14 protein-coding genes are annotated in these 20,108 nt (G+C 66.4%); 9 read left to right on the top strand and 5 right to left on the bottom strand.

Features of this window, described 5'->3' with window-relative positions:
* Nucleotides 1-8: 8 nt before the first annotated feature.
* Complete coding sequence (locus tag KF785_12160) at nucleotides 9-2,675, top strand: ABC transporter permease (GenBank protein ID MBX3147512.1); 2,667 nt, start codon at nucleotides 9-11, stop codon at nucleotides 2,673-2,675.
* 10 nt (nucleotides 2,676-2,685) lie between these two features.
* On the opposite strand, the gene KF785_12155 is transcribed toward KF785_12160, so the two are convergent.
* Nucleotides 2,686-3,036, bottom strand: coding sequence for a hypothetical protein (locus KF785_12155; protein MBX3147511.1), 351 nt, complete (start codon nucleotides 3,034-3,036; stop codon nucleotides 2,686-2,688).
* An 8-nt stretch (nucleotides 3,037-3,044) separates the two neighbouring features.
* Entirely contained in the window at nucleotides 3,045-5,654 is a 2,610-nt protein-coding gene (locus KF785_12150; protein MBX3147510.1) for a hypothetical protein, read from the bottom strand.
* Nucleotides 5,655-5,755: 101 nt separating this feature from the next.
* On the opposite strand from KF785_12150, the gene KF785_12145 reads away from it, so the two are divergent.
* The 3 genes from KF785_12145 (at nucleotide 5,756) to bla (ending at nucleotide 9,566) form a co-directional block, all read left to right on the top strand.
* Entirely contained in the window at nucleotides 5,756-5,950 is a 195-nt protein-coding gene (locus KF785_12145; GenBank protein MBX3147509.1) for a hypothetical protein, read from the top strand.
* A gap of 144 nt (nucleotides 5,951-6,094) precedes the next feature.
* The gene (locus tag KF785_12140; protein MBX3147508.1) at nucleotides 6,095-8,485 is read left to right on the top strand and encodes a hypothetical protein; all 2,391 of its coding nucleotides are present in this window, start codon (nucleotides 6,095-6,097) and stop codon (nucleotides 8,483-8,485) included.
* A 73-nt stretch (nucleotides 8,486-8,558) separates the two neighbouring features.
* Entirely contained in the window at nucleotides 8,559-9,566 is a 1,008-nt protein-coding gene (gene bla / locus KF785_12135; GenBank protein MBX3147507.1) for a class A beta-lactamase, read from the top strand.
* Nucleotides 9,567-9,636: 70 nt separating this feature from the next.
* On the opposite strand, the gene KF785_12130 is transcribed toward bla, so the two are convergent.
* Both KF785_12130 and KF785_12125 read right to left on the bottom strand, forming a co-directional pair.
* Complete coding sequence (locus KF785_12130) at nucleotides 9,637-10,299, bottom strand: hypothetical protein (GenBank protein ID MBX3147506.1); 663 nt, start codon at nucleotides 10,297-10,299, stop codon at nucleotides 9,637-9,639.
* Complete coding sequence (locus KF785_12125; GenBank protein ID MBX3147505.1) at nucleotides 10,280-11,167, bottom strand: 1-acyl-sn-glycerol-3-phosphate acyltransferase; 888 nt, start codon at nucleotides 11,165-11,167, stop codon at nucleotides 10,280-10,282. The genes KF785_12130 and KF785_12125 overlap by 20 nt, the downstream gene beginning before the upstream one ends.
* Nucleotides 11,168-11,303: 136 nt before the next feature.
* On the opposite strand from KF785_12125, the gene KF785_12120 reads away from it, so the two are divergent.
* From KF785_12120 to KF785_12100, 5 genes are all read left to right on the top strand, one after another.
* Nucleotides 11,304-11,861, top strand: coding sequence for a hypothetical protein (locus KF785_12120; GenBank protein MBX3147504.1), 558 nt, complete (start codon nucleotides 11,304-11,306; stop codon nucleotides 11,859-11,861).
* Between the two features lie 33 nt (nucleotides 11,862-11,894).
* Nucleotides 11,895-14,096: a multicopper oxidase family protein gene (locus KF785_12115; protein ID MBX3147503.1), complete on the top strand. Its 2,202-nt coding sequence runs from the start codon at nucleotides 11,895-11,897 to the stop codon at nucleotides 14,094-14,096.
* 67 nt (nucleotides 14,097-14,163) lie between these two features.
* The gene (locus KF785_12110) at nucleotides 14,164-16,410 is read left to right on the top strand and encodes a hypothetical protein (GenBank protein ID MBX3147502.1); all 2,247 of its coding nucleotides are present in this window, start codon (nucleotides 14,164-14,166) and stop codon (nucleotides 16,408-16,410) included.
* A gap of 106 nt (nucleotides 16,411-16,516) precedes the next feature.
* Nucleotides 16,517-17,938, top strand: a complete 1,422-nt coding sequence (locus KF785_12105) for an amidohydrolase family protein (GenBank protein MBX3147501.1) — start codon at nucleotides 16,517-16,519, stop codon at nucleotides 17,936-17,938.
* A gap of 32 nt (nucleotides 17,939-17,970) precedes the next feature.
* Entirely contained in the window at nucleotides 17,971-18,465 is a 495-nt protein-coding gene (locus tag KF785_12100) for a hypothetical protein (protein MBX3147500.1), read from the top strand.
* A 78-nt stretch (nucleotides 18,466-18,543) separates the two neighbouring features.
* On the opposite strand, the gene KF785_12095 is transcribed toward KF785_12100, so the two are convergent.
* Complete coding sequence (locus KF785_12095) at nucleotides 18,544-20,004, bottom strand: beta-lactamase family protein (protein ID MBX3147499.1); 1,461 nt, start codon at nucleotides 20,002-20,004, stop codon at nucleotides 18,544-18,546.
* Between the last annotated feature and the right edge of the window lie 104 nt (nucleotides 20,005-20,108).

Here is a 20,108-nt window from a genome sequence, read left to right as displayed (position 1 = left end):
GAGGCATCATGGCTGGTTTGCGTTCCCTGTTTCGCCTGGCGACCGGCAGGAGTCGAGTCGAGGCGGATGTCGAGGCTGAGCTCGAGCTGCACCGCGCCATGGCGGAGGAGGAGCTGATGCGCCAGGGTCTGACGCCCGACCAGGCGGCTCGTCGGGCGGCGGCAGAGTTGGGCGATCGTCGCCGGCTGGCCCGGCAGGTGGCTGCCATCGATCACCGCGGCGAGCGTCGCGCCCGGTTGCGGGAATGGGCGGGTCGGTGGGGGCGCGACACCCGGCTCGCTCTGCGCGGCTTTCGGCACGACCCCTGGTTCACAGCGGTCGGCCTCGTCGTTGTGGCTCTCGGTGTTGGTGCCAACGTGGCCGTGTTTGGGATCCTGAACGCGGCTTTCTTTCACCCGTTGCCGTACCGGGACGTCGACCGAATCGTCACCGTGGTCGAGACCAGGCAGGGAAGCCCGATGCAGGTCGCGGGCGCCAACCTCAGGGATTGGCAGCGCGAGGCGCCTGATTTTACCCAGCTGGCGGGCTACCAGGTGTGGGGACGAGTGCTGACCGGTCATGGTACGCCCGAAACGATGCTGGTGGCGGTCGCGTCGCAAGAGCTGAGCGCGGTTCTGGGCATCGATCCGATGCTCGGTCGCTGGTTCACGACGGAGGAAGCGGTCGAGGGGGGTGCCCCTGCCGTGGTGCTGTCCGAGCGCCTCTGGCGGCGCCGGTTCGGGGCCGACCCGGATGTGATCGGGACCGTGGTCCGGATCGACGGAACGAGCGCGACCGTCGTGGGCGTCATGCCTGGCCGGATGGATTTTCCGGTCGGTGCGCAGGCGTGGGTGCCGATCGAGCCGATGCTCGCGATGGACCTGAGCCGGACTGGCCACAACTGGCGTGTGCTCGGCCGCCTGCGTCCGGGCGTCACGATCGAGGCGGCAACCCAGTCCCTCTCGGCCCTCACGCGGTCGATCGTCAGCGGCGAACCGGCCAGCCCGTTTCTCGCGGACGGCGCCCGGGCCGAGCCGATCCGAAATGCGCTGCTCGGTCAATCGCCTCGCGTCCTGCAGCTGCTGCAGGGTGCCGTTGGCCTTCTGCTGGTGGTGGCCGTGCTGAACCTGACCGCGCTGCTGCTGGCTCGCGCTGCCAAACGCCGCAACGAGCTCGTCATGATTCGCACCATGGGGGCCACGCCTCATGATCTGATCCGCAGGTTTGTAGTCGAAAGCCTGGTGCTGACGGTGGTGGGGGCGGCGATAGGTCTGCTCGTCTGGCTTGCCGTCAGGCCGATCCTCCTCGGTTCCGTCGCGAGTCTGCTGCCCTTCGTCCGCACGGTCCCGGTCGACCTCACCTTCCTCGTGTTCGTGGTGGCCTTGATCGTCGGCGTAGGTATCCTCGCCGGCGTGCTGCCCGCGCTCTGGGCGGCTCGCGCGGTCGAGCGCGGCACGGCAGAGCGAGGCAGCAGCCGGATCGTGGGTCCCAACCGCGCGTTGCAAGGCCTGCTCGGCGTCGAAGTGGCGGTGACCTTCGTGCTGCTGGTCGGCGCCGGGTTGCTGAGCAGCAGTCTCTCGCGGATGCTCGATCAGTCGCTCGGGTTCGAGATGACGGACCGACTGGTGATTCCGTTGCCGCTTCCTTCGGATGCAGGATCGCCCTACGCCGAGCTCGACCGTCGGGAGCAGCTGTTCGAGGCGATCCGCCAGGAGCTTGCCGCGATACCGGGAGTCACCACCGTAGCGCTTGCCACGGCCGTCCCGATGGGGAGCGGATCATCGAACGGCACGGTCGAGATTCAGGGCCATCCCTCCGCCCTGAACGGATCGGGCGCGGTCGCCGACTACCGGATTGCCGGTCCAGGTCTTTTTGGCGCGCTGGGAGTACCCTTGGCAGGCGGGCGGGAATTCGCTGTTGAGGACCGCAAAGCAGGGGCTCCCGTCGCCATCGTGAACGAGGCGTTCGTTGCCGCCTACCTCACGCCGGGCGATCCGATCGGTCGGCAGGTCAGGATGCCGGGGATGGACCAGTCGCTTGGCGAAGGCTGGGCCTCCATTGTCGGGGTCGTGGGGAACGTGCGTCACGACGGGCCGGGCGCTTCGGCCGCTGCTGCGGTCTACTTTCCCCTGGCGCAGCGACCGCAGTATCGACTGGTGAGCGCCGTGGTCCAGATCCGCGGCGCCCCCGCACCGATCCTCAACGCCGCGCGCGATCTGCTGGCGCGGCTCGAGCCTGACCTGCCCTTCAGCGGCGTGCCTTACTCGGCGCTCCTGAGTGACGCCCTGTCGCCCGCCCGGCTCCGCGCGATTGGCCTCAGCGCCTTTGCGGTTGCTGCCCTGGTCCTGGCCTCGGTCGGGTTGTTTGGCGTCGTGGGCTTCATTGTGCTCGGCCGCACCCGCGATATCGGGGTTCGCCTGGCGCTTGGCGCGTCTCGGATTCGCGTCGCCGGGGGAGCGTTTGGCCACGCGTTGACTCCGGTGGCCGCCGGGCTGGCGATTGGTGCGCTTCTGGTGCCGCTGCTTGGCGGAGCGGTTCGCGGGTTTCTGTTCGAAGTCGGGGTTGCCGACCCGTTGAGCATGATGGGAGCTGCCGCGGCGGTGCTGCTCGCTGCGGTGGTCGCCTGTCTGGGCCCGATTCGTCGCGCGCTGGCTGTCGACCCCGCCAGCGTGCTCCGCTCGGGAGACGCTCGCTGACGGCGCCCGGCTACCGGACCCCGTTGAGGCTCTGGAGCAGTCCGTACACCGCAATGCCGCCCACGATCGCGATCCCGGCCAGGAGCGTCTTGCCGATGTGCTTGTACCGGGTCGCGACGCCGGTGATCTCACTGACGGGCACGGTGACCCGCTGGATTGCGAGGTCTGTCGGAAACCCGGTCAGCGTGTCGTTCTGAATTCGTGGACTGAACACCACGATGCCGGACGAGTCTGCCGTACTGACCCGGACCGCATCAGGATTTCGGGCCACGACCTCGGTGACCGGCGCGTTCTGTGCGCGCCAGCCCGCGCATCCGCTCAGCATAGCGACGATCAGGAGGCTGGCCGTCGTGCGTTGCATGATTGCTCTCATGATGACACCTGGGGTGAGGCAGCCTGCCGGATACGGCTGGCAGCGGCCGGGGCAAAAGCCAATTCGAACGGCGAGCGCTGGGCAATCGTCTCCCACCATCGGATCGCCTCATCGACGCGCCCGACCTGCTCGAGCAGCTCGGCGCGCAGAAAACGCTGATAGGTTCCCGCAAAGAACGGTGAGCCGACGGCGTACTGGAACCAGACATCCGTTTTGAGGCGTTCCAGTGCGGCCAGCGCGTCGCCGGGCCGGCCTTCGAGACGCCACGCCAGGGCATCGAGCGTTCGCCCCAACTGTTCCGTCATGGCCTCGGCGCCGGCCGGCACCGCCAGCTCGGAGAGCGTCTCTGCCGCGAGGCGCACGGCCGCGGCGTCCTTGCGACGCGCAGCAAGCAGGCCAAGAAGATAGCTGCGCAGATGCGGATGCAGCCCGTCGTGAAACACGAATGGCGGCGCAATGCTTGCTGGCAGACCGTCCGCGTTCCAGGACTGCAGCTCGGCTTCGAGCTGGTCGCGAGCCTCTTTCCCCGTATCCGCAAACGGCAGAGCCGCAAAGTAGGCCCGCAGTTCCAAACCCCAGACCGGTTCGAGCCTGCTCGCCGTCGCCAGGCGGGCTGTCACGGCGTCGTCGCGGCCCAGCGCGAGCTCGAGATGGGCCAGGATGATGTTGCCCAGCGCGGCAAAATCGTTCGACCGGGCCGCAGGCAGCACCGCGGCGGCCAGGCGCTCGGCACCCGCCAGGTCGCGAACATAAAGCGTGATATCGGTAAACGCCCTCGCAATCACGAGTCCCGATGCTCGTGCAACGGCCTCGACCACGGCCTGCTGCTCCGCAGGCGATCCGAGGGCAAAGGCCCGGAGCACATCGAGCCCCAAGGCCTGATCGGCGGTGGGGCTCAACTCGAGGGCGCGGTCGACCAGTCGCGCGAGGTCCTCGCGCCGGCCTTCGAGAGCGGCAAGGCGAGCCAGCTGGGTCAGGGCGCCGATGTGCGCGCTGTCGATTCGGAGCGCACGTTCCAGCGGTTCCCGCGCTTCGACAATCGAGCGGCCTCGGTATGGATTGGCGTGGAGCAGCAGATCGCCGAGCAGGTACCAGGGCTCGACGTGCTCGGGAAACGCCATGGTAAGGCTGACATACCGACGCTCAGCCTCGCCGGTGTGACCATGGAGCCAGGCGTGCTGGGCCTCGAGCAGCAGGCGGTCGTGATCCGACAGGCGATCGCGGTGCCGATAGGCGTCGGCAGAGGCCTGCCGCGCCGGGCCGATCAGCGCATTCGCGGCAAGAGAAGAGGCCAATCGATAGTAGGCCAGCGCAAACGAGGGATCTTCCCCCGTGGAACGACGGAACAGGTCGAGCGCCTGGAGGTGTCGCCCTAGCCGGAACTCGTGTTCGCCCTGCAGGTAGGCGCGCAACGCCGGAAGCGAACTGGTCGTCAGGGCAGCGAGCCGGCTCAACCGACCGGCGGCGGACTGGTCGAAGTCGGCCACCAGACGACGGATCAGCTCGTCGACGAGATCGAAGAGCCCGCTTTCGGTTTCGGTGCGGCCCTCGACCCGGGCGCGCAGGGTTCGATCCGCCTGGTGCAGCCCGACGCTGGCTTCCAGGCGCCCACCGCTCTCCACGATGGTGCCGATGACGAACAAGCCGGCGCTCAGCTGCTCGGCGATCCGCGCTCCGGTGGCGAGGTCGGCTCCGGTCGACGCCGTGGGGCCGGCCAGTTGGAGCACGGTGCGGGGGTCGGTGGTCCGGAGGGCGCCGGTGCCATCGAGTTTGGTACTGAGCAGGTCGACCATGCCCTCGGCGAGATAGGCGAACCCGGGGTCCCCGCGGACCACGAAGGGGCAGACGGCCACCAGCCATTCGTCGCGAGCGGTTGCGACAACGGCGACCGGTCCGGCATTGCGGATCCGGTCGGCAGCGGTCGTCAGCTTCGTATGCGGTGCCGTACCGAGTTCGGTCTGAATCCGTTCGGCAGCCTGGGAATAGAGGCGGAGGGCGAGGCTCCGTTCGCCCCGGCGCTCCAGTTCCAGCAGGTAGGCAAGGATGGCGTCCTCGTCCTGGGGGGCAAGTTCGATGGCCCGTTGAGCCCACCGGGCCGCCGCCGACAGATCGGGCAGGGCGGCCCGAGCCAGCTGCCAGGAGGCCAACGCCGCATCATACCGTCGGCGGATCCGCTCTCGGTCGAGCCACGCTTCGGCCTCTGGTGCACCCTGCACGTAGAAGCCGTCGAGAAAGTCTCCCCGGTAGGTCTCCAGCGCGCGCTCCAACTGGTTCTCGTCGACCGCCAGGTCGAAGGCGTTGGCATCGCACCAGATCCGGTCGGCAGCAACCCCGACTTCCTCGTCACCTCGGCTGACGATCAGGTCGGGGCCGCCGGCCTGACGGAGAAAGTAGAGGGCCCGACGCAGGGCGGCCCGGGCGTGGTCCTGGTCGAGCTCGGGCCAGAACAGGGCCAGAAGCGAATCGCGACGGATCAGTTTGCCGGGCTTGGCTGACGCCAGATAGACCAGCAGGGCCAGCCGCTTGGGCTGCTGCAGGACGGCGCGAAGCTCGGCCCCGTCCGAAGAACGAAGGTCGACCGCACCCAGGGTGCGAAGCTCGATCATGCCGGCAACAATGCCACGAAACGAGGAGCGATAGCAGTCACGACGGGGTGATGAGGGGGGTCGGTTGTCTGGAACGTAGACATTCACCAAGGACTTCGCAAATGACCTCCATCCCCCTGCCGTTTGAGTTGCCGACGCTGGCGCGCGGTGGCTCCCGCCCGGAGCGGCCTCGCATCGTGCTATATGCCTGGTGGGCGCCGATCGAGTCAGAGACCGAGACGCTGCTGTCGGGACGCCAGAATGAGGTCCGGGCTGCGAAGGATTGCGCGGATAGCCGCTCGGGAAGCCCGGCCTAGCTCGTCGACTGCAACCGCTGTCCTGGTAACGGGGCGGCGCAAAACGTGCGACCACTCCGACGGGTCTGGATCCCAACTGTCGGAATCGAGTCTCCTCGCTGAGCGCGATTCCGGTCTGACATTGTTCGTGAGCCGGAGTGGTCGATGGTTCGGTCATCCCCTGTTCGTCACGCCGTCCTCCTCGTCACCCTGACGGGTGCCTGTGTAACCGAACGCGAGCACATGGAACCACCGCCCGGCTCACCCGCGGGTGCCCTCCGGTGGTCCGACGCGTCGATCTGGCCCGGCAACCGGGTCCCGGTGCTCGGCGAGTCGGTGACGATTCCCGCCGACCGGGTGGTGGTGCTCGACGTTTCTCCCCCTGCGCTGCGCAGCCTGACGATCGACGGCCAGCTGCACTTCGACGGCCAGGATCTCAATCTGACGGCGGACTGGATCGTCGTGCGCGGCGGGCTCAGAATCGGCACCGCGGATGCGCCCTACACCCATCGGGCTGCCATCACGTTGACCGGCTCCGATACCGAGGACGTGCAGGGTATGGGCGGTCGTGTGCTCGCGGTGCTGAGCGGAACCCTAGATCTGCATGGGGAGCTGCGGACGACCTGGACCAAACTGAGTGCTACGGCGGAACCGGGCGTAACGCAGCTGCAGTTGGCCGGTACCTTCGACTGGCGGGCCGGCGACCGGATCGTTCTGGCATCGACCGATTTCGATCCCTTCCAGGCGGAAGAGGTTGTCATCACCGCTGTGCAGGGCAACACCGTGACGTTCCAGCCTGCCCTTCGATACCGTCATTGGGGGGTGGTCCAGCAGATCGAGGGCCGGTCGGTCGATCAGCGCGGCGAGGTCGGGCTGCTCAGCCGCAACATCGTCATTCAGGGAGACTCGACCAGTCTGGCAACCGGGTCGGGGGGACAGGTCGTCGTCAATGCCGGCGCCCAGGCCAGGGTCCAGGGCGTTGAGTTCACCCGGATGGGTCAGAGGGGCAAGCTCGCCCGTTACCCGATGCACTGGCACATGGCAGGCTCGGTCGACGGACAGTACTTCCGGAACAACAGCGTCTGGAAGACCTTCAATCGCTGCCTCACGATTCATGGCACGCAGGATCTGAAGGTTTCCCGCAATATCTGCTACGACAACCTGGGCCACGCCTTCTTTCTGGAAGACGGCGCCGAGACTGGCAACGTCCTGGAAGACAACCTGGGGCTCGTGACGCGCCGGCCGGAGCCGGCCGACCGGGTGCTGCCGTCCGACAACGACCCGGCGACGTTCTGGATCACCAACCCTGACAACGTATTCCGTAGAAACGTCGCGGCGGGGTCCCGTGGCTTCGGCTTTTGGTTCGCGTTGCCGGTTTCACCAACTGGGCTCTCGTCCGGTCATCCGGCCTTGCCGCGGCAGACCCCGCTCGGCGAATTCTCGGACAATGTGGCGCACTCGAACCGTAACACGGGTCTCAACGTCGATCACGGCCCGAGGCCAGACGGTACCGTCGAAACGGCGCATCACACCGCCCGCGAGACGCCAGGCAACACGAGCTCCGCCGTGGTCACGACCGTGTTTCGAAACTTCGTCGGCTACAAGCATACGGGCCGGGCGGTCTGGCTTCGGGGAACCGGTCACAAGCTGACCGGTGCGGTGCTGAGTGACAATCATATCGGCGCTACCTTTGCATCGAGCGAGTCCTTCCTGGAGTCGGCCCTGATCGTCGGTCGCACCGACAACTCGGCCACCGCCTTCACGGCCAACTTCCCGGTCCGGGGCTACGAGTTCTATGATGGCCGAGTCGGAGCGGAGCGAGTCACCTTCGTCAACTTCATGCCGAGCGGCTCGAACTATATGAGCGCGCTGGGCTACAATCGAGCCAATGGTTTTCCGGTCAATCCCCGCAACTTCGGTACGCAGCTGGCATTTGTGAACGCCAACCGGCTCTTCTTCGAGAATCCCCGTGACGACAAAGACGGCGACAAAGCGTCGGTCGTGCTCGATTCGGATGGCAGTCTGACCGGAGTGGCCGGTCAGACCGTCGTTTCACGCGCCAATGTCATGGTCACCCCGGGTTGCCGGCTCGATGCGAGCTGGAACGCCCACGTGTGCACCGGACCCTACGTCAACATTCGGCTCCGGTCGGCGGATCAGGCGGCCGTCGCACCGCTCGATCTGGTTCGCGACGACGGCGCTACCACGGGCTACATCGGGGTGCCGGGCCAGGCGTACCACGTCTCGGCCACGGTGCCCGCGCGTCGAAGCTATCGCGTGGTGTACCGGACGGCGCTGCCCACCAAGCCTCAGGTCTATGCCAACGGACTCGCACCGGGTGACTGGGTGCGTGTGTCGCTACCCTACCTGGGAGCTGGCATCCGGGTCTATCGGGATTACAGCACCACGACCACCATCCCGGCCGCAGCCTCGCTGGCGGAACTCGATGCCAGCAGTGGTGATCGCTACTTCTTCGATGCGACGGCCGGGTTGCTGCATCTCAAGGCGGTGGCGCGGCAGGGCCGAGACTGGGCCACGCTGTTCGTGACGCCGTAGGGACGGAGGTTACTATTCGGCACCGCTCGACCGCAGTGTCGATTCTCCGATCCCTTCTCAAAGGAAGCCCCGTATGCGGACCCTCCTTCGGACCGTTGGCGTGGCCGTTGCCCTTGGCACTGTCGCCGCGCCCGTCGTTGCTCAAGATGGCCGACTCGATCTCCTCAAAGCCGAGATCGAGCGGGTCGCGCCGATCTCAGGTGGTGTGCTCGGTGTCGGCATTCATCACATCGAAACCGGGCGTGAGATCATGGTAGGCGCCGGTGATCACTTTCCGATGGCCAGTGCGGTCAAGGTTCCTCTCGCGGTAGAGCTGCTCCATCAGGTCGATCAGGGGCGGATCCGGCTCGACAGCATGATTGCGCTCGAAGCGAGTGACATGCACCCCGGCAGCGGCACGTTGACCCGACTCTTCGGTGCCCCGGGCGTTGCGCTCTCGATTCGCAACCTGCTCGAGCTGATGATGCTGATCAGCGACAATGCCGCTACCGACGTTCTGTTTCGGGTCGTAGGGGGCGGTGAACGGGTCAATGCCCGAATGGCCGCACTTGGTGTGCGTGGCGTGTCGGCCGACCGTCCGACACTCAATCTCATTGCCGATGCCGTTGGAATCACCGGTCTGCCCCCGGAGGGGGAGTGGAGCCGCGACCTCTTCCGAACGTTGCCTCGGCCGCAAACCGAGGAGGAACGGAAGGCGGCGGTCGACCGGTTCTATGCCGATAAGCGCGATACGGCGACGCCGGAAGGGATGACGGCGCTGCTGCGGAAGGTCTTCAAGGGTGAGGCGCTCAGTCCGGCGAGCACGGCGCTGCTGCTCGACATCATGTATCGCTGCGAAACCGGGGCCGCCCGGATCAAGGGGTTGCTGCCCCCCGACGTACGAGTCGCCCACAAGACGGGAACACTCGGGCTGGGTGTCGCGGCGGATGTCGGGATCATCGAACTGCCGAACAACGCCGGGCATGTCGTGGTCAGCGCCTTCGTCAAGCGCTCGACGCGCGATACACCGGCCCAGGAGCGCGCGATTGCGCAGGCGGCGCGCGCCGCGTACGACTTCTTTCTCTTCAATCCCGGCCGCTGACCGAGGGTGCAAACGCGACGGGGGACCCGGCCAACCGCCGGGTCCCCCGTTTCGTATCCAGGGCTGGCGGTCAGGCCGAGCGGATGTACTGGCAGCCTGCTTCCTGGGCACGAATGACGGCGAAGACACCGGACGGTTGCAGGATGACGCCCGGGTAAATCGACTCGACGACCCGAGCGCGAGCCTCGGGGCGCTCCAGCTTGTCCTCTTTGGCCACGATCGAAATCAGCGAGCCGAGCGCGAGGTCGCACGCGAGGGCGAGCCCTCCGGTCGCGAACAGGCCGTCCAGGTTCAAGCCCTTCCAGGTCGGCGGCAGGCGATCGTCTGGCAGCAGGATTGGATTGACGTTGGAGACCTTCTGGGTCGAAGCATCTTTAAGTTTGAGCTTCTTCCCAAGCTGGTAGCGATCCCAGAATGCCTGGCTCATCGCGAGCGGAATGGCTGAATGGCGGATGACGGCAACGGCCGTGAGGTCTGAGCCGTCGATGCCCAGTGTTGCCATGTACTGCATCCGCCAAATGATGGCGCGCAGCACGCCCGCGCCGCCTTCGAGTTCCGAGGCATCAAACACCGCTCGATGCGAGCCCTTGATTCGATCCGGCCAGCGCGTGTCCCAGGTCGTATTCTGGGCGGTCTGTGCCTGGACTGCGTCGGGGTCGAGGCCGCCCAGGCCGACGGTCAATGCGGCACCAGCCGCCAGGCGCTCGAGGAATTCACGGCGAGGAGTGGACATACCGGACGCTTTCCGATGAGGAGAGTGATTCAACGTGGGGAACGAAGTGTTCAGCGATCCGGTCACGTGCGCGACTGGCGAGTTCCGCGCGATCGGCCCCGACGATCGGGTGATGGTGGAAATGTACCGTGCCGGCAAAGCCGCGCAGCCGGCAGAGGTCGATCAGGTGGGGCAGGAAGGGCGCGGTTCCCCACCAGCAGATCGCCGTTCGCGCTGGCGGCGCATCCACCGCGGTCTGGTAGTAGATCGTAGCGGTGCGGACGGGCCGGGCGTCGGCGGCGGCCCACTCGAACAGCGCGGCTTTCATCGGATAGACCGTGGCGCCGTCGGAGCTGGTGCCTTCGGGAAAGGCAATCGCGCCGTCGCCCGACCGGGTGCAATGGTCCAGCGCGGCCACCGCCCGCCGCGCATCGCGGCGGCTGGCCCGATCGAGGTAAATCGTCCCAACCAGGCGCGTCAGGTAGCCCAGGAATGGCCAGGCCGCGAGTTCGCGCTTGGCGACGAAGACGGTCGTCTCGGTGGTAGCGAGCAAGAGCAGGATGTCGACGTAGCTGACATGGTTGGCCACCAGGAAGAAGGGGGGGGCGGGCGGGGGGCCGAGGACCTGAATCCGCATCCCGGCAATCCAGGCGAGGCCCCGAGCCCAAAGCCGGACGATCCGATTGCGAGCGCGCCGACGCCAGACCGCCCGCGGGCTCGCAATCGCCATCCCCACGATCAGCACCGGCAGCAGCAGCACCGTCCAGGCGGCTGCGCCAACCAGGCGGAGCAACGCCCGCCCGCCTCCAGGCTGGCGAAACCGGGCCCACAGACTGCCGGGCTCGAGGCCGAGAATTTCGTCGCGGACGTCGGTACGAATGGCTGTCACCGGGGATAGTTCGGAGGCCTGAAGAATAACAGTGGACTGGCTCTGGCGTCCCGTCGCGGAACTCGGCAGATTGCGCCGGCGTCCTGCGGCAGAGTGCTGCGGGCGACTTCCCGGTCTGTGAGGAGCGACGAAACCGATGAGAGCCTTTCTCTATTCGCTGATGGCGGCGGGGGCCTTGGCCACCCTGGCACCGGGTGCCAGCTTTGGGCAGGCTGCCCCGCCTCCGCCGCCGGCTAAGACCGGGGATGTCGAATCGGTCGATGCCATCATCAAGGCCCTCTATGACGTGATCTCGGGGCCGGCCGGCCAGGTGCGCGATTGGGATCGTTTCCGCTCGCTCTTTGCGCCGGGGGCACGTTTGATTCCGACTGGCCGCGACCAGCAGGGCAAGGGCCGAATTGCGTCGATCTGGTCGCCGGAAGAGTATGCCGCAGTCGCCGGTAAACGGCTGGAGGAGAGTGGGTTCTTCGAGCGAGAAATCGGGCGCGTCGAAGAACGGTTTGGCAACGTAGTTCACGCCTTCAGCAGCTACGACTCGAAGCGGACGCTGGAGGACCCCAAGCCGTTCTCGCGCGGTATCAACAGCATTCAAATGCTGACTGATGGGACGCGGTACTACATCGTCTCCATCTTCTGGGACAGCGAGACGGGCAGCAACCCGATTCCCGCCAAGTACCTCAATCGAGCGCCGTGAGGCTCGTTTGACGACGTTCGACCGGAGTGTGAGATGATCGGCAGGCCCCGACGATGGTTGCGCGCTGTTGTGCTCGGTAGCTGTGTTCTGGCTCTTGGCGGGGTGGCGGCGCCGGCTCCCCGCCCGCTGTGTGATGAGGATGCTTCGGTCGGGCTGCGTCCCAGCACCGATCTCTACTGCCTCGACCTGATTCCTCGTCCCGACGTGCCCGACGTCAAAGGTGTGGTCGAACTGGGCCGTCCGGACTCTCCCTATGATGTGGTGGTGACGGCGGCGGGTAATCAGCGGTACGACGCCACCGTCGTGATCGAGAACCTGCCCCCGCCGTCGTCACTTGGTCCGTACACGGCCTACGTGGCATGGGTTACGCCGCCCTCGCTCGATCCGATGCGCAAGGTGGGTGTGGTCAGGAACGGACGGACCCCGATCGGCGAGATCGATGACGACAAATTCCTGGTCTTCATCACCGCCGAAGCGTCGGGCGACGTGACCGAGCGATCCGGTCGGCTGGTGCTGCGCGGAATGTCACCGAGTATCCGGATGCAGCAGCATTCGATGATGATGCTGGCCGGCACGCCCGACTCATCCTCGATGGTGCACCACGGCCATGGCGCGCACGGCCACGGCCACGCGGTCGGGGGCGATACCGTGCCGCCGGCGCAGTGGTTCATGCCTCCCGAGAATCCGCGCCTCCCGATGATGCCGATGCCCGGCGTCGATGAACTGGTGCCTCCCGCGACACCCTACCTCCCGGGCACTGGACTGAATGCCCGCTTGCTGCCTGAAGCACGGCCGCGGGAATTGCTCAAGCTCGCCGATGGCGACACCCTGGTCATGACGGCCTCGCTGGTTCGGCGGACCATCAACGGCAGGACGCTGGTGATGTTTGCCTATAACGGGCAGTATCCCGGTCCGCTGTTGCAGGTGGCCGAGAATGCCACGGTCATGGTGCGGTTCCGCAACGCGCTCGATCAGCCGAGCGCCGTCCACTGGCATGGAATCCGGTTGGAAAACCGCAGCGATGGCGTGCCGGGTGTTACCCAGGATCCGGTGCCGGTCGGGGGCGAGTATCTCTACCGGGTTCACTTCAAAGACGCGGGGATCTACTGGTACCACTCCCATTTCCGGGAGGACATTCAGCAGGATCTGGGGCTCTACGGCAACATCCTGGTGCATCCCAAGCGCCCCGACGCGTTCGGCCCGGCGCATCGGGAAGAAACCCTGCTGCTCGATGACCTCCTGCTCGGCGATCAGGGGCTGGTGCCGTTCGGTGCGGAGCATGCGACGCATGCCCTGATGGGCCGCTTCGGCAACATCTTCCTCGTCAACGGCGAGACCAACTATCGCTTCGAGGCTCGTCCCGGCGAGATCGTTCGTTTCTACCTCACCAACGCGTCCAATACCCGCACCTTCAACTGGACCATTCCGGGCGCGACCATGAAGCTGGTCGGGGCGGATGTCGGACGGTACGAGCGGGAAAGCTGGACCGAGAGTGTGCCGATTGCGCCGGCCCAGCGATACATCGTCGATGTCCGGTTTCCGAAGGCCGGCGAGTACCCGATGATGAACCAGGTGCAGGGGATCGACCACAACATTGGGGTCTTCTTTCCCGAGCACGATACCCTGGGTGTGATCCGGGTCGCCGGCGCGCCCGCCACGCCGAGCTACGACCGGGAGTATCGCACCCTTCGGACCAATCGTGATGTCGTGACCGAGGTCGCCCCCTATCGGGCCTGGATCAACAGGGCGCCGGATCGCGAGATTCTGCTCACCTTGCGACTGGGCGAGTTGCCATTCGGGTTGCTCCAGATGCTGCGGCGCGATGTGATGTATTCGCACCCCGTGGAGTGGGCCGGCACCATGCCGATGATGGACTGGCTGCCGACGGCCAAGCAGGTCGAGTGGGTGCTTCGGGATGCCAAGACCGGCAACGAGAACATGGCGGTCGACTGGAGGTTCCGAGTCGGCGACCTGGTCAAGATCCGGATCGGCAACGACCGTACCTCGCTGCACCCGATGTCGCACCCGATCCATCTGCATGGTCAGCGTTTTCTGATCCTGACGCACAATGACGTGCCCAGCACCAATCTGGTCTGGAAGGACACGGCATTGATTCCGGTGGGCGGTACGGTCGACCTGCTGGTGGAAATGTCGAACCCCGGCCGATGGATGATGCACTGCCACATTGCCGAGCACATGGAGTCGGGGATGATGGCGGTTTTCGAGGTGAGATAACCTGTTTCGAAACGAAACCCGGGAGGGGCCCCGACCGTATGGGTGGGGTCTCTGCCGGAATTGAACGATGCTCGCTGCGGTTGCCCTCCTGTCCGTCCTCCTGGTTCAAGACACCGTTCGCGCCGGCCTTCCCGCCGACAGCTATGCCGACGCCGCAACTGCGGAGTTGGTGTCGAGGGCCCGCGCGGCCCGGGATCGCAACGAGCGACTGGTCACGTCCTACCGAGCAAGTGTGTCGCAGCGAATCGGGGTGGGGGTGCGGGCCGTCGGGCGCGATCGGATGTTGTTCCGCCAGGAACTCGCGGCCAACATCGAATGGTACCGCGACCGGCCGAGCCGGATCGAGGTCGTCGGAGCCCGGCAGGGAGTCCCGATCGCGCTGCGCGGCGACCAAGTCCCGGAGGACCTGCAGAGCGGGCTTCGGGAACTCGTCATCAATCCAGCCGAGGATGTGCTGCGCTTTGCCGGGTTAGGCGAGGACGACGAGGGGTTCATCTATCCGCTGCGCGAGGGCGGCGAGCACGACTACCGCTTTGCCATGGGCGACTCCACCGTCATCGCGCTTCCATCCGGCAAGCGAATCCGCCTGCTCGAACTCAAGGTCATACCCCGCCGCTCCGACTGGCGGCTGATGTCGGGCGCGCTCTGGTTCGATGGCGACACCCACGGCCTGGTGCGCATGATCTTTCGCCCGGCCCGCCCTTTCGAGTTTCGTCGGGACATCTCGGCCGAAGACCGTGAGGACGTGCCCCGCTGGGTCAATCCGAAGGGCGAGGTCAAGTACGTCACCCTGGAGTACGGGCTGTACGAGGAGCGCTGGTGGATGCTGCGCTACGCCGCCATCGATGCGGTCGGCACCATGGGCTCGTGGCTCAACATGCCGATTCGGATGGAGCAGGTCTACACCGACTATGAGGTCGAAGGCGGCACGCCCCCGGATCCGGCCAGTACCTTCCGGCCGGCCGGAACCCGGCGCCAGCCCGACACGACAGCTGCGGGGATCCCGATCGACTCCGCGACACGGCGCGCCCATGCCGACAGCGTGCGCCGCGTCGTGCGGGAGTGCATCGATGAGGCCCGCGACGATCGCTCGATGCGATCCGAAGAGGGACGCCGGGCGTATCGGCAGAAGGTGGCCGACTGCCGCCATCGCTTTACCGACGACTCGGTGCTGGTCGTTGCGGTGCCTGACGATACGCTCCAGCTGATCAACAGCCCTGCGCTCGGCGAGCCAATTCTCTCGATGGGCGACCTGATCAGCGACGACGAGCTGCGCGGGCTGGCCGCCTCGATCGGTCGCCTACCCGGTCCGCCTTGGGCCGCGCGGCTCGAACTGCCCTACGGAGCAACCGAGTTGCTTCGCCATGCCCGCTTCAACCGTATCGAGGCCGTGTCTCTCGGCGTCGCGGCGCGGGCGGACTTCGGCAAGCTGGCAGTCGATGGCCGCGCACGGATCGGCGTGGCCGACGGGTGGCTCAATGCCGAGGTGGGCGTCAGCACGGGATCGACGATCGGCGATCACAGCAGGATCGCCGTCTATCGCCGCCTGGCCGCCGCCAACCCCGAGACTCGGCCGTTCGGCGTCATGAACAGCCTGGCGGGCCTGTTCACGCACCGGGATGACGGTCAGTTCTTCCGCACCGAGGGGGTCGAAGCGACCCAGACGGTTGGTGCAGGCTGGCTCGAGAGCCGAGTCTATTATGAGCGGCAGCGGGTTGCCAGGGTCGAAACCGACTTCTCGATTCGCCATCTGCTCGGTTCCGAGGCCGCGTACCAGCCCAATATTGTCGCCGATCGAGCGGATCAGTTCGGTGGCAGCCTCAGGGCCCGCGGGTCGCGAGCATTGTCCCGTCAGGTCGGCGTGAGCGGAGAAGCCTTCGTCGAGGGTGCCACCGGCGACTACAAGTTCGGGCGCGGATCGGTCACGCTCCGCAGCTGGGTCACGCCGCGGGGCCCGCTTGCGTTCGGAGCCTCTCTGTCGGCGGGCACGACGGAAGGCACCTCGCCGGTGCAGAGCTGGTTCTACCTCGGCGGGCCGGTCACCCTGCGGGGCTATGACGGCGGTGTGATGGCAGGGCCATCCTTCTGGACCGGTCGGGCCGAAGTGGCCAACAGCTTTCCGGCCGTGCGCCTGTCGCTGTTCAGCGACATCGGCTGGGCGGGACAGCGCGCCGAGTTCTGGTCGGGTCGCCCGCTGCTGAGCGCGGGGGTGGGGGCGAGCTTTCTCGACGGCTTGATTCGTGCGGACCTGGCCCGTGGCCTTCGCTCGCCGACCGGGTGGCGGTTCGACCTGTACCTGGACGGTATTCTTTAGAGCCGGGTCGTTGGCACACGACCGGTGCCCCGCCGCCGCGCGGTGCCGGTTGCCCTCGGCCAGAGGTGTTCTAGGTTTCCGGGGACCCCTCCCGAGCGAGAGATCCATGATCCGCCTTTTCCTGGCTGCGTCCGCCTTTGGTGTGGCCGCGCCTCTGCTGGCCCAAAGCCGGCCCTCTCTGTCCGAGACGACTCGCGCCTTCGTATCAGTCGATGCGCCGGTGGTTGCCCTGACGCGAGTGCGCGTCGTCGACGGCACCGGTGCCCCGGCGGCAACCGATCAGACCGTCCTGATTGCCGATGGCCGCATCAGCGCGGTCGGTCCGAGCGGCTCGGTCACGATTCCGACCGGAGCCCGGGTCCTCGACCTCGCGGGGCATACGGTCATTCCGGGTCTGGTCGGGATGCACAACCATACCTTCTACACCACCTCGGCAGGTCGTCGTGCGCAGCTGTCGGTCAGCGCGCCACGCCTCTACCTCGCTTCCGGGGTAACCACGATCCGCACCACCGGCAGCATCGTGCCGTACGCGGAGATTTCGCTCAAGCGCCAGATCGAGGCGGGCGAGGTACCGGGCCCCCGGATGCATGTGAGCGGGCCGTACATCACCGGTCCCGATCAGGTGGTCGAGCGAAAGCACATCACCACGCCGGAGCAGGCCAAGCGGGTGGTCGACTACTGGGCCGATGAGGGCGCCACCTGGTTCAAGGTCTACACCGAAATCAGCCGAGAGAACCTGCGTGCGGTTGCGCAGGCGGCGCATGCTCGGGGCGTCAAAGTCACCGGGCATCTTTGCTCGGTCGGCTACAAGGAGGCCGTCGAGGCGGGCATCGATGCACTCGAGCACGGCCTGCTGGCCAACTTCGAATACGATCCGGCCAAGCAGCCTGATCGCTGCCCGGGGCGCAACGTTGCCTTGATGGGAGACTTCGACCCCCAGGGCCCGGCGGCTCAGGCGACCTTCAAGGCGCTGATCGACAAGGCGGTGCCGATGACCTCGACCCTCGCGGTCATGGAGATCTCGGTTCCCAGTCGTCCGCCGCTCGAACAACGGGTTCTTGACGCGATGAGCCCGGACGTCAAGCGCGAGTATCTGGATGCCCGCGAGCGGATTGCCAAACAACCTGGGCAGGGGCGCACCGAGGCGAGCCTCCGCAAAGCCATGGCCTACGAGGTGGCATTCGTCAACGCCGGCGGCTTGCTCGCGGCAGGGGTCGACCCGACGGGCAACGGCGGCGCGCTGCCCGGCTACGGCGATCAGCGGAACTACGAACTCCTGGTCGAAGCCGGGTTCAAGCCGGTCGATGCGATCCGGATCATGTCAGCCAACGGGGCCAAGGTTCTGGGTGTCGACGCCGAGCTCGGGACCATTGCGCGCGGCAAGGTCGCCGATCTCGTTGTGATTCGGGGCGATCCGACCGCCGATCCGACTGCCATCCGGCGGGTCGTCACCGTGTTCAAGGACGGCGTCGGCTACGACTCGGCCAAACTGATCGAGTCGGTCAACGGCCTGGTAGGCATCCGCTAACCGTGAGGCCGGTTTCTACCGATACTTGGGGTATGGGTACGCGACTGATTTTCGGGCTGGTCGCCTGCCTGGCGGGTCCCGGCCTGCTGCAGGCGCAGATCAACTATTCCCGCGACGCTGTCGAGGAGCTGCAATCGCTGTCGGTTCGTGCCGACGTGGCCGGCGCGGGCGACAACGGCCGCTCGGCGCGGCTGCTCGAAGAGGTGATTCGCCAGGAACTTCGTCGTGCCGATGTGCTGTACGAGCTCTCCGATCCACGGGCCGACGATTGCTGCGTGTTGCGGCTCGATGTGCGGCTCGCCACCGGGGCGGGGCGGGCCCGGTTCGGCGTCGGTTTTGTGATGAATCTGGAACTCGGCTACCGGGACCAGTTCGGACGGGTGCCTGCCTGGACGGTAATCTGGCAAGGCCCGTCGCGATCCAACATCGTGGAACGCGCGGAGCTCGATGAAGCGCTGCGCTTTGCGGCGCGGGAGCTGGCCGGTCAGTTCGTCGACATCTATCGGGAACGTTTCCCGCGCCGGTAGCGGCTGCGGATCTGCCAAAACAAAGGGCGGGCGGTGAGCAGGATTGGCTCGCCGCCCGCCTTTCGTGCGCTCCAAAGCTCAGTTCTTTCGCAGGTCCACGTACGACGCAATCGATCCCATATTGAGTTCGTCGGTCGACATGGCGCTTGCCTGGCCGCGCAGCGTTCCATTGCCGTGGAGCAGGCCGAGCAGCACGTCATGACGCCAGAGCTGAGCGTCGTCCGTCGGGATCGTGCCCGCAAACCGCCCCGAGAGCCGCCCGTTGTTGAACCACACGTTGTTGAGAATGGCGCGGGGCTGCGAGGCCAGCCAGACGTGGACGTCACCATCGGGCTTGATCAGCAGACGGAGTGGCACCGTTCGCTGCCAGGTGCGCAGCGTCCCGGTCCATTCGCCCACGAGATCGGAGGACGGGGTGAAGTCACGCCGCGGCGGCTGAGTTGCCTGAGCGCGCTGCGCCTTGAGCGAATCGGCGTAGCCGGGGAGCATCACGGCCGCGATTTCCTGCGCGATCAGTCCGCTCGGCCCGGCGTTGGTCAGCACGGTGATGGTGACGTTCTGATCCGGGTACATGTGGAGGACGGTCGAGACCCCGGGCATGCCGCCGGTGTGCGAGAAACGGCGGTGGCCCCGATCGCTGCTGGTGTTCCAGCCCAGACCGTAGTTGGCCGGGGCAATCGGGCGCTGCATCAGGTCGATCGTTTCCGGCTTGAGGATCTGGCGCTGGCCGGGAAGCTTGTTCTTGAGATGGAACATCCCGAAGCGCACCAGGTCGTGCGCACTCGAGTACACCGCAGATGCGCCAGCGTGGTCGAAAGCGTAGAACGGCACCGGGCGACCCCGACCGTCGTATCGCTCGGCGGCGTACTCCTCGAGGCCGGGACCGATGTCGATCGTGGTATGGGTCAGGCCGAGGGGCAGGAAGACCTCGTTGCGCATGAAATCGGCGTAGGTCTGGCCGCCCATCCGCTCCACGATGTGGTCGATGATGCCGTAGCCCAGATTCGAATACTCGTAGATCTGTCCCGGGGGAAAGACCGTACTGCCGTAGCGGCCGATTGCCTCGTCCATGGACGGGGCGCCGTAGGGCAGGTTGTTGTAGAAGAACCGATAGTGGAGCGGCAGGCCGGCCGTGTGGCTCAGCACCCGGGCCACGGTCGCTCCCGAGGCGTCGCCGGCGAGGCTGGTGATCTTGCCGACGCCCAGGTAGTCATTGGCCGGCTTGTCCAGGGCGACGATGCCGCGGTCGACCAGGACCATCAGTGCCGTTGCCGTGATTGGCTTGGAAATCGAAGCCAGGGAATACATGGTGTGCTGGGTCGCCGGAATCCGCTTTTCCCGGTTGGCCCAGCCGAACCCCTCCTCCCAGATGACCTTGCCGTCCTTGGAAACGGCCACGGCAATCGACGGGGTGCCGGTGGAGTCCAGGATCCGCTTGATCGTGGCCCGAACCGGGGCAAAACGGTCGGTTCCCTGGGCCGCTGCCCCCGGGGCAACGGCAACGACAGCAAGGAAGAGCAGGAAGAGGCGCAGGCGCATCGGAAAACCTCGGTGAATTGGCAAGGATGTACCGGAAGCTTGCCTTGAACTTAGCCTTTTGGATTCGTTATTGTATACCAACCTCAAATCCCGCCGAGATTCGC

The sequence above is a fragment of the Gemmatimonadales bacterium genome, assembly GCA_019637315.1.
In the GTDB taxonomy this organism is placed as follows: domain Bacteria; phylum Gemmatimonadota; class Gemmatimonadetes; order Gemmatimonadales; family GWC2-71-9; genus SHZU01.
The sequence above is the reverse complement of the archived record's forward strand: the minus strand, read 5'-3'. Positions and strand labels throughout refer to the sequence as shown.

Excerpts from the sequence above, each read along its gene's own strand:
- KF785_12155 (MBX3147511.1), bottom strand. The coding sequence starts at position 3,036 with ATGCAACGCACGACGGCCAGCCTCCTGATCGTCGCTATGCTGAGCGGA.
- KF785_12145 (MBX3147509.1), top strand. The coding sequence starts at position 5,756 with ATGACCTCCATCCCCCTGCCGTTTGAGTTGCCGACGCTGGCGCGCGGT.
- KF785_12160 (MBX3147512.1), top strand. The coding sequence starts at position 9 with ATGGCTGGTTTGCGTTCCCTGTTTCGCCTGGCGACCGGCAGGAGTCGA.
- KF785_12100 (MBX3147500.1), top strand. The coding sequence starts at position 17,971 with ATGGGTACGCGACTGATTTTCGGGCTGGTCGCCTGCCTGGCGGGTCCC.
- KF785_12140 (MBX3147508.1), top strand. The coding sequence starts at position 6,095 with ATGGTTCGGTCATCCCCTGTTCGTCACGCCGTCCTCCTCGTCACCCTG.
- KF785_12095 (MBX3147499.1), bottom strand. The coding sequence starts at position 20,004 with ATGCGCCTGCGCCTCTTCCTGCTCTTCCTTGCTGTCGTTGCCGTTGCC.
- bla (MBX3147507.1), top strand. The coding sequence starts at position 8,559 with ATGCGGACCCTCCTTCGGACCGTTGGCGTGGCCGTTGCCCTTGGCACT.
- KF785_12120 (MBX3147504.1), top strand. The coding sequence starts at position 11,304 with ATGAGAGCCTTTCTCTATTCGCTGATGGCGGCGGGGGCCTTGGCCACC.
- KF785_12130 (MBX3147506.1), bottom strand. The coding sequence starts at position 10,299 with ATGTCCACTCCTCGCCGTGAATTCCTCGAGCGCCTGGCGGCTGGTGCC.
- KF785_12150 (MBX3147510.1), bottom strand. The coding sequence starts at position 5,654 with ATGATCGAGCTTCGCACCCTGGGTGCGGTCGACCTTCGTTCTTCGGAC.
- KF785_12110 (MBX3147502.1), top strand. The coding sequence starts at position 14,164 with ATGCTCGCTGCGGTTGCCCTCCTGTCCGTCCTCCTGGTTCAAGACACC.
- KF785_12115 (MBX3147503.1), top strand. The coding sequence starts at position 11,895 with ATGATCGGCAGGCCCCGACGATGGTTGCGCGCTGTTGTGCTCGGTAGC.
- KF785_12105 (MBX3147501.1), top strand. The coding sequence starts at position 16,517 with ATGATCCGCCTTTTCCTGGCTGCGTCCGCCTTTGGTGTGGCCGCGCCT.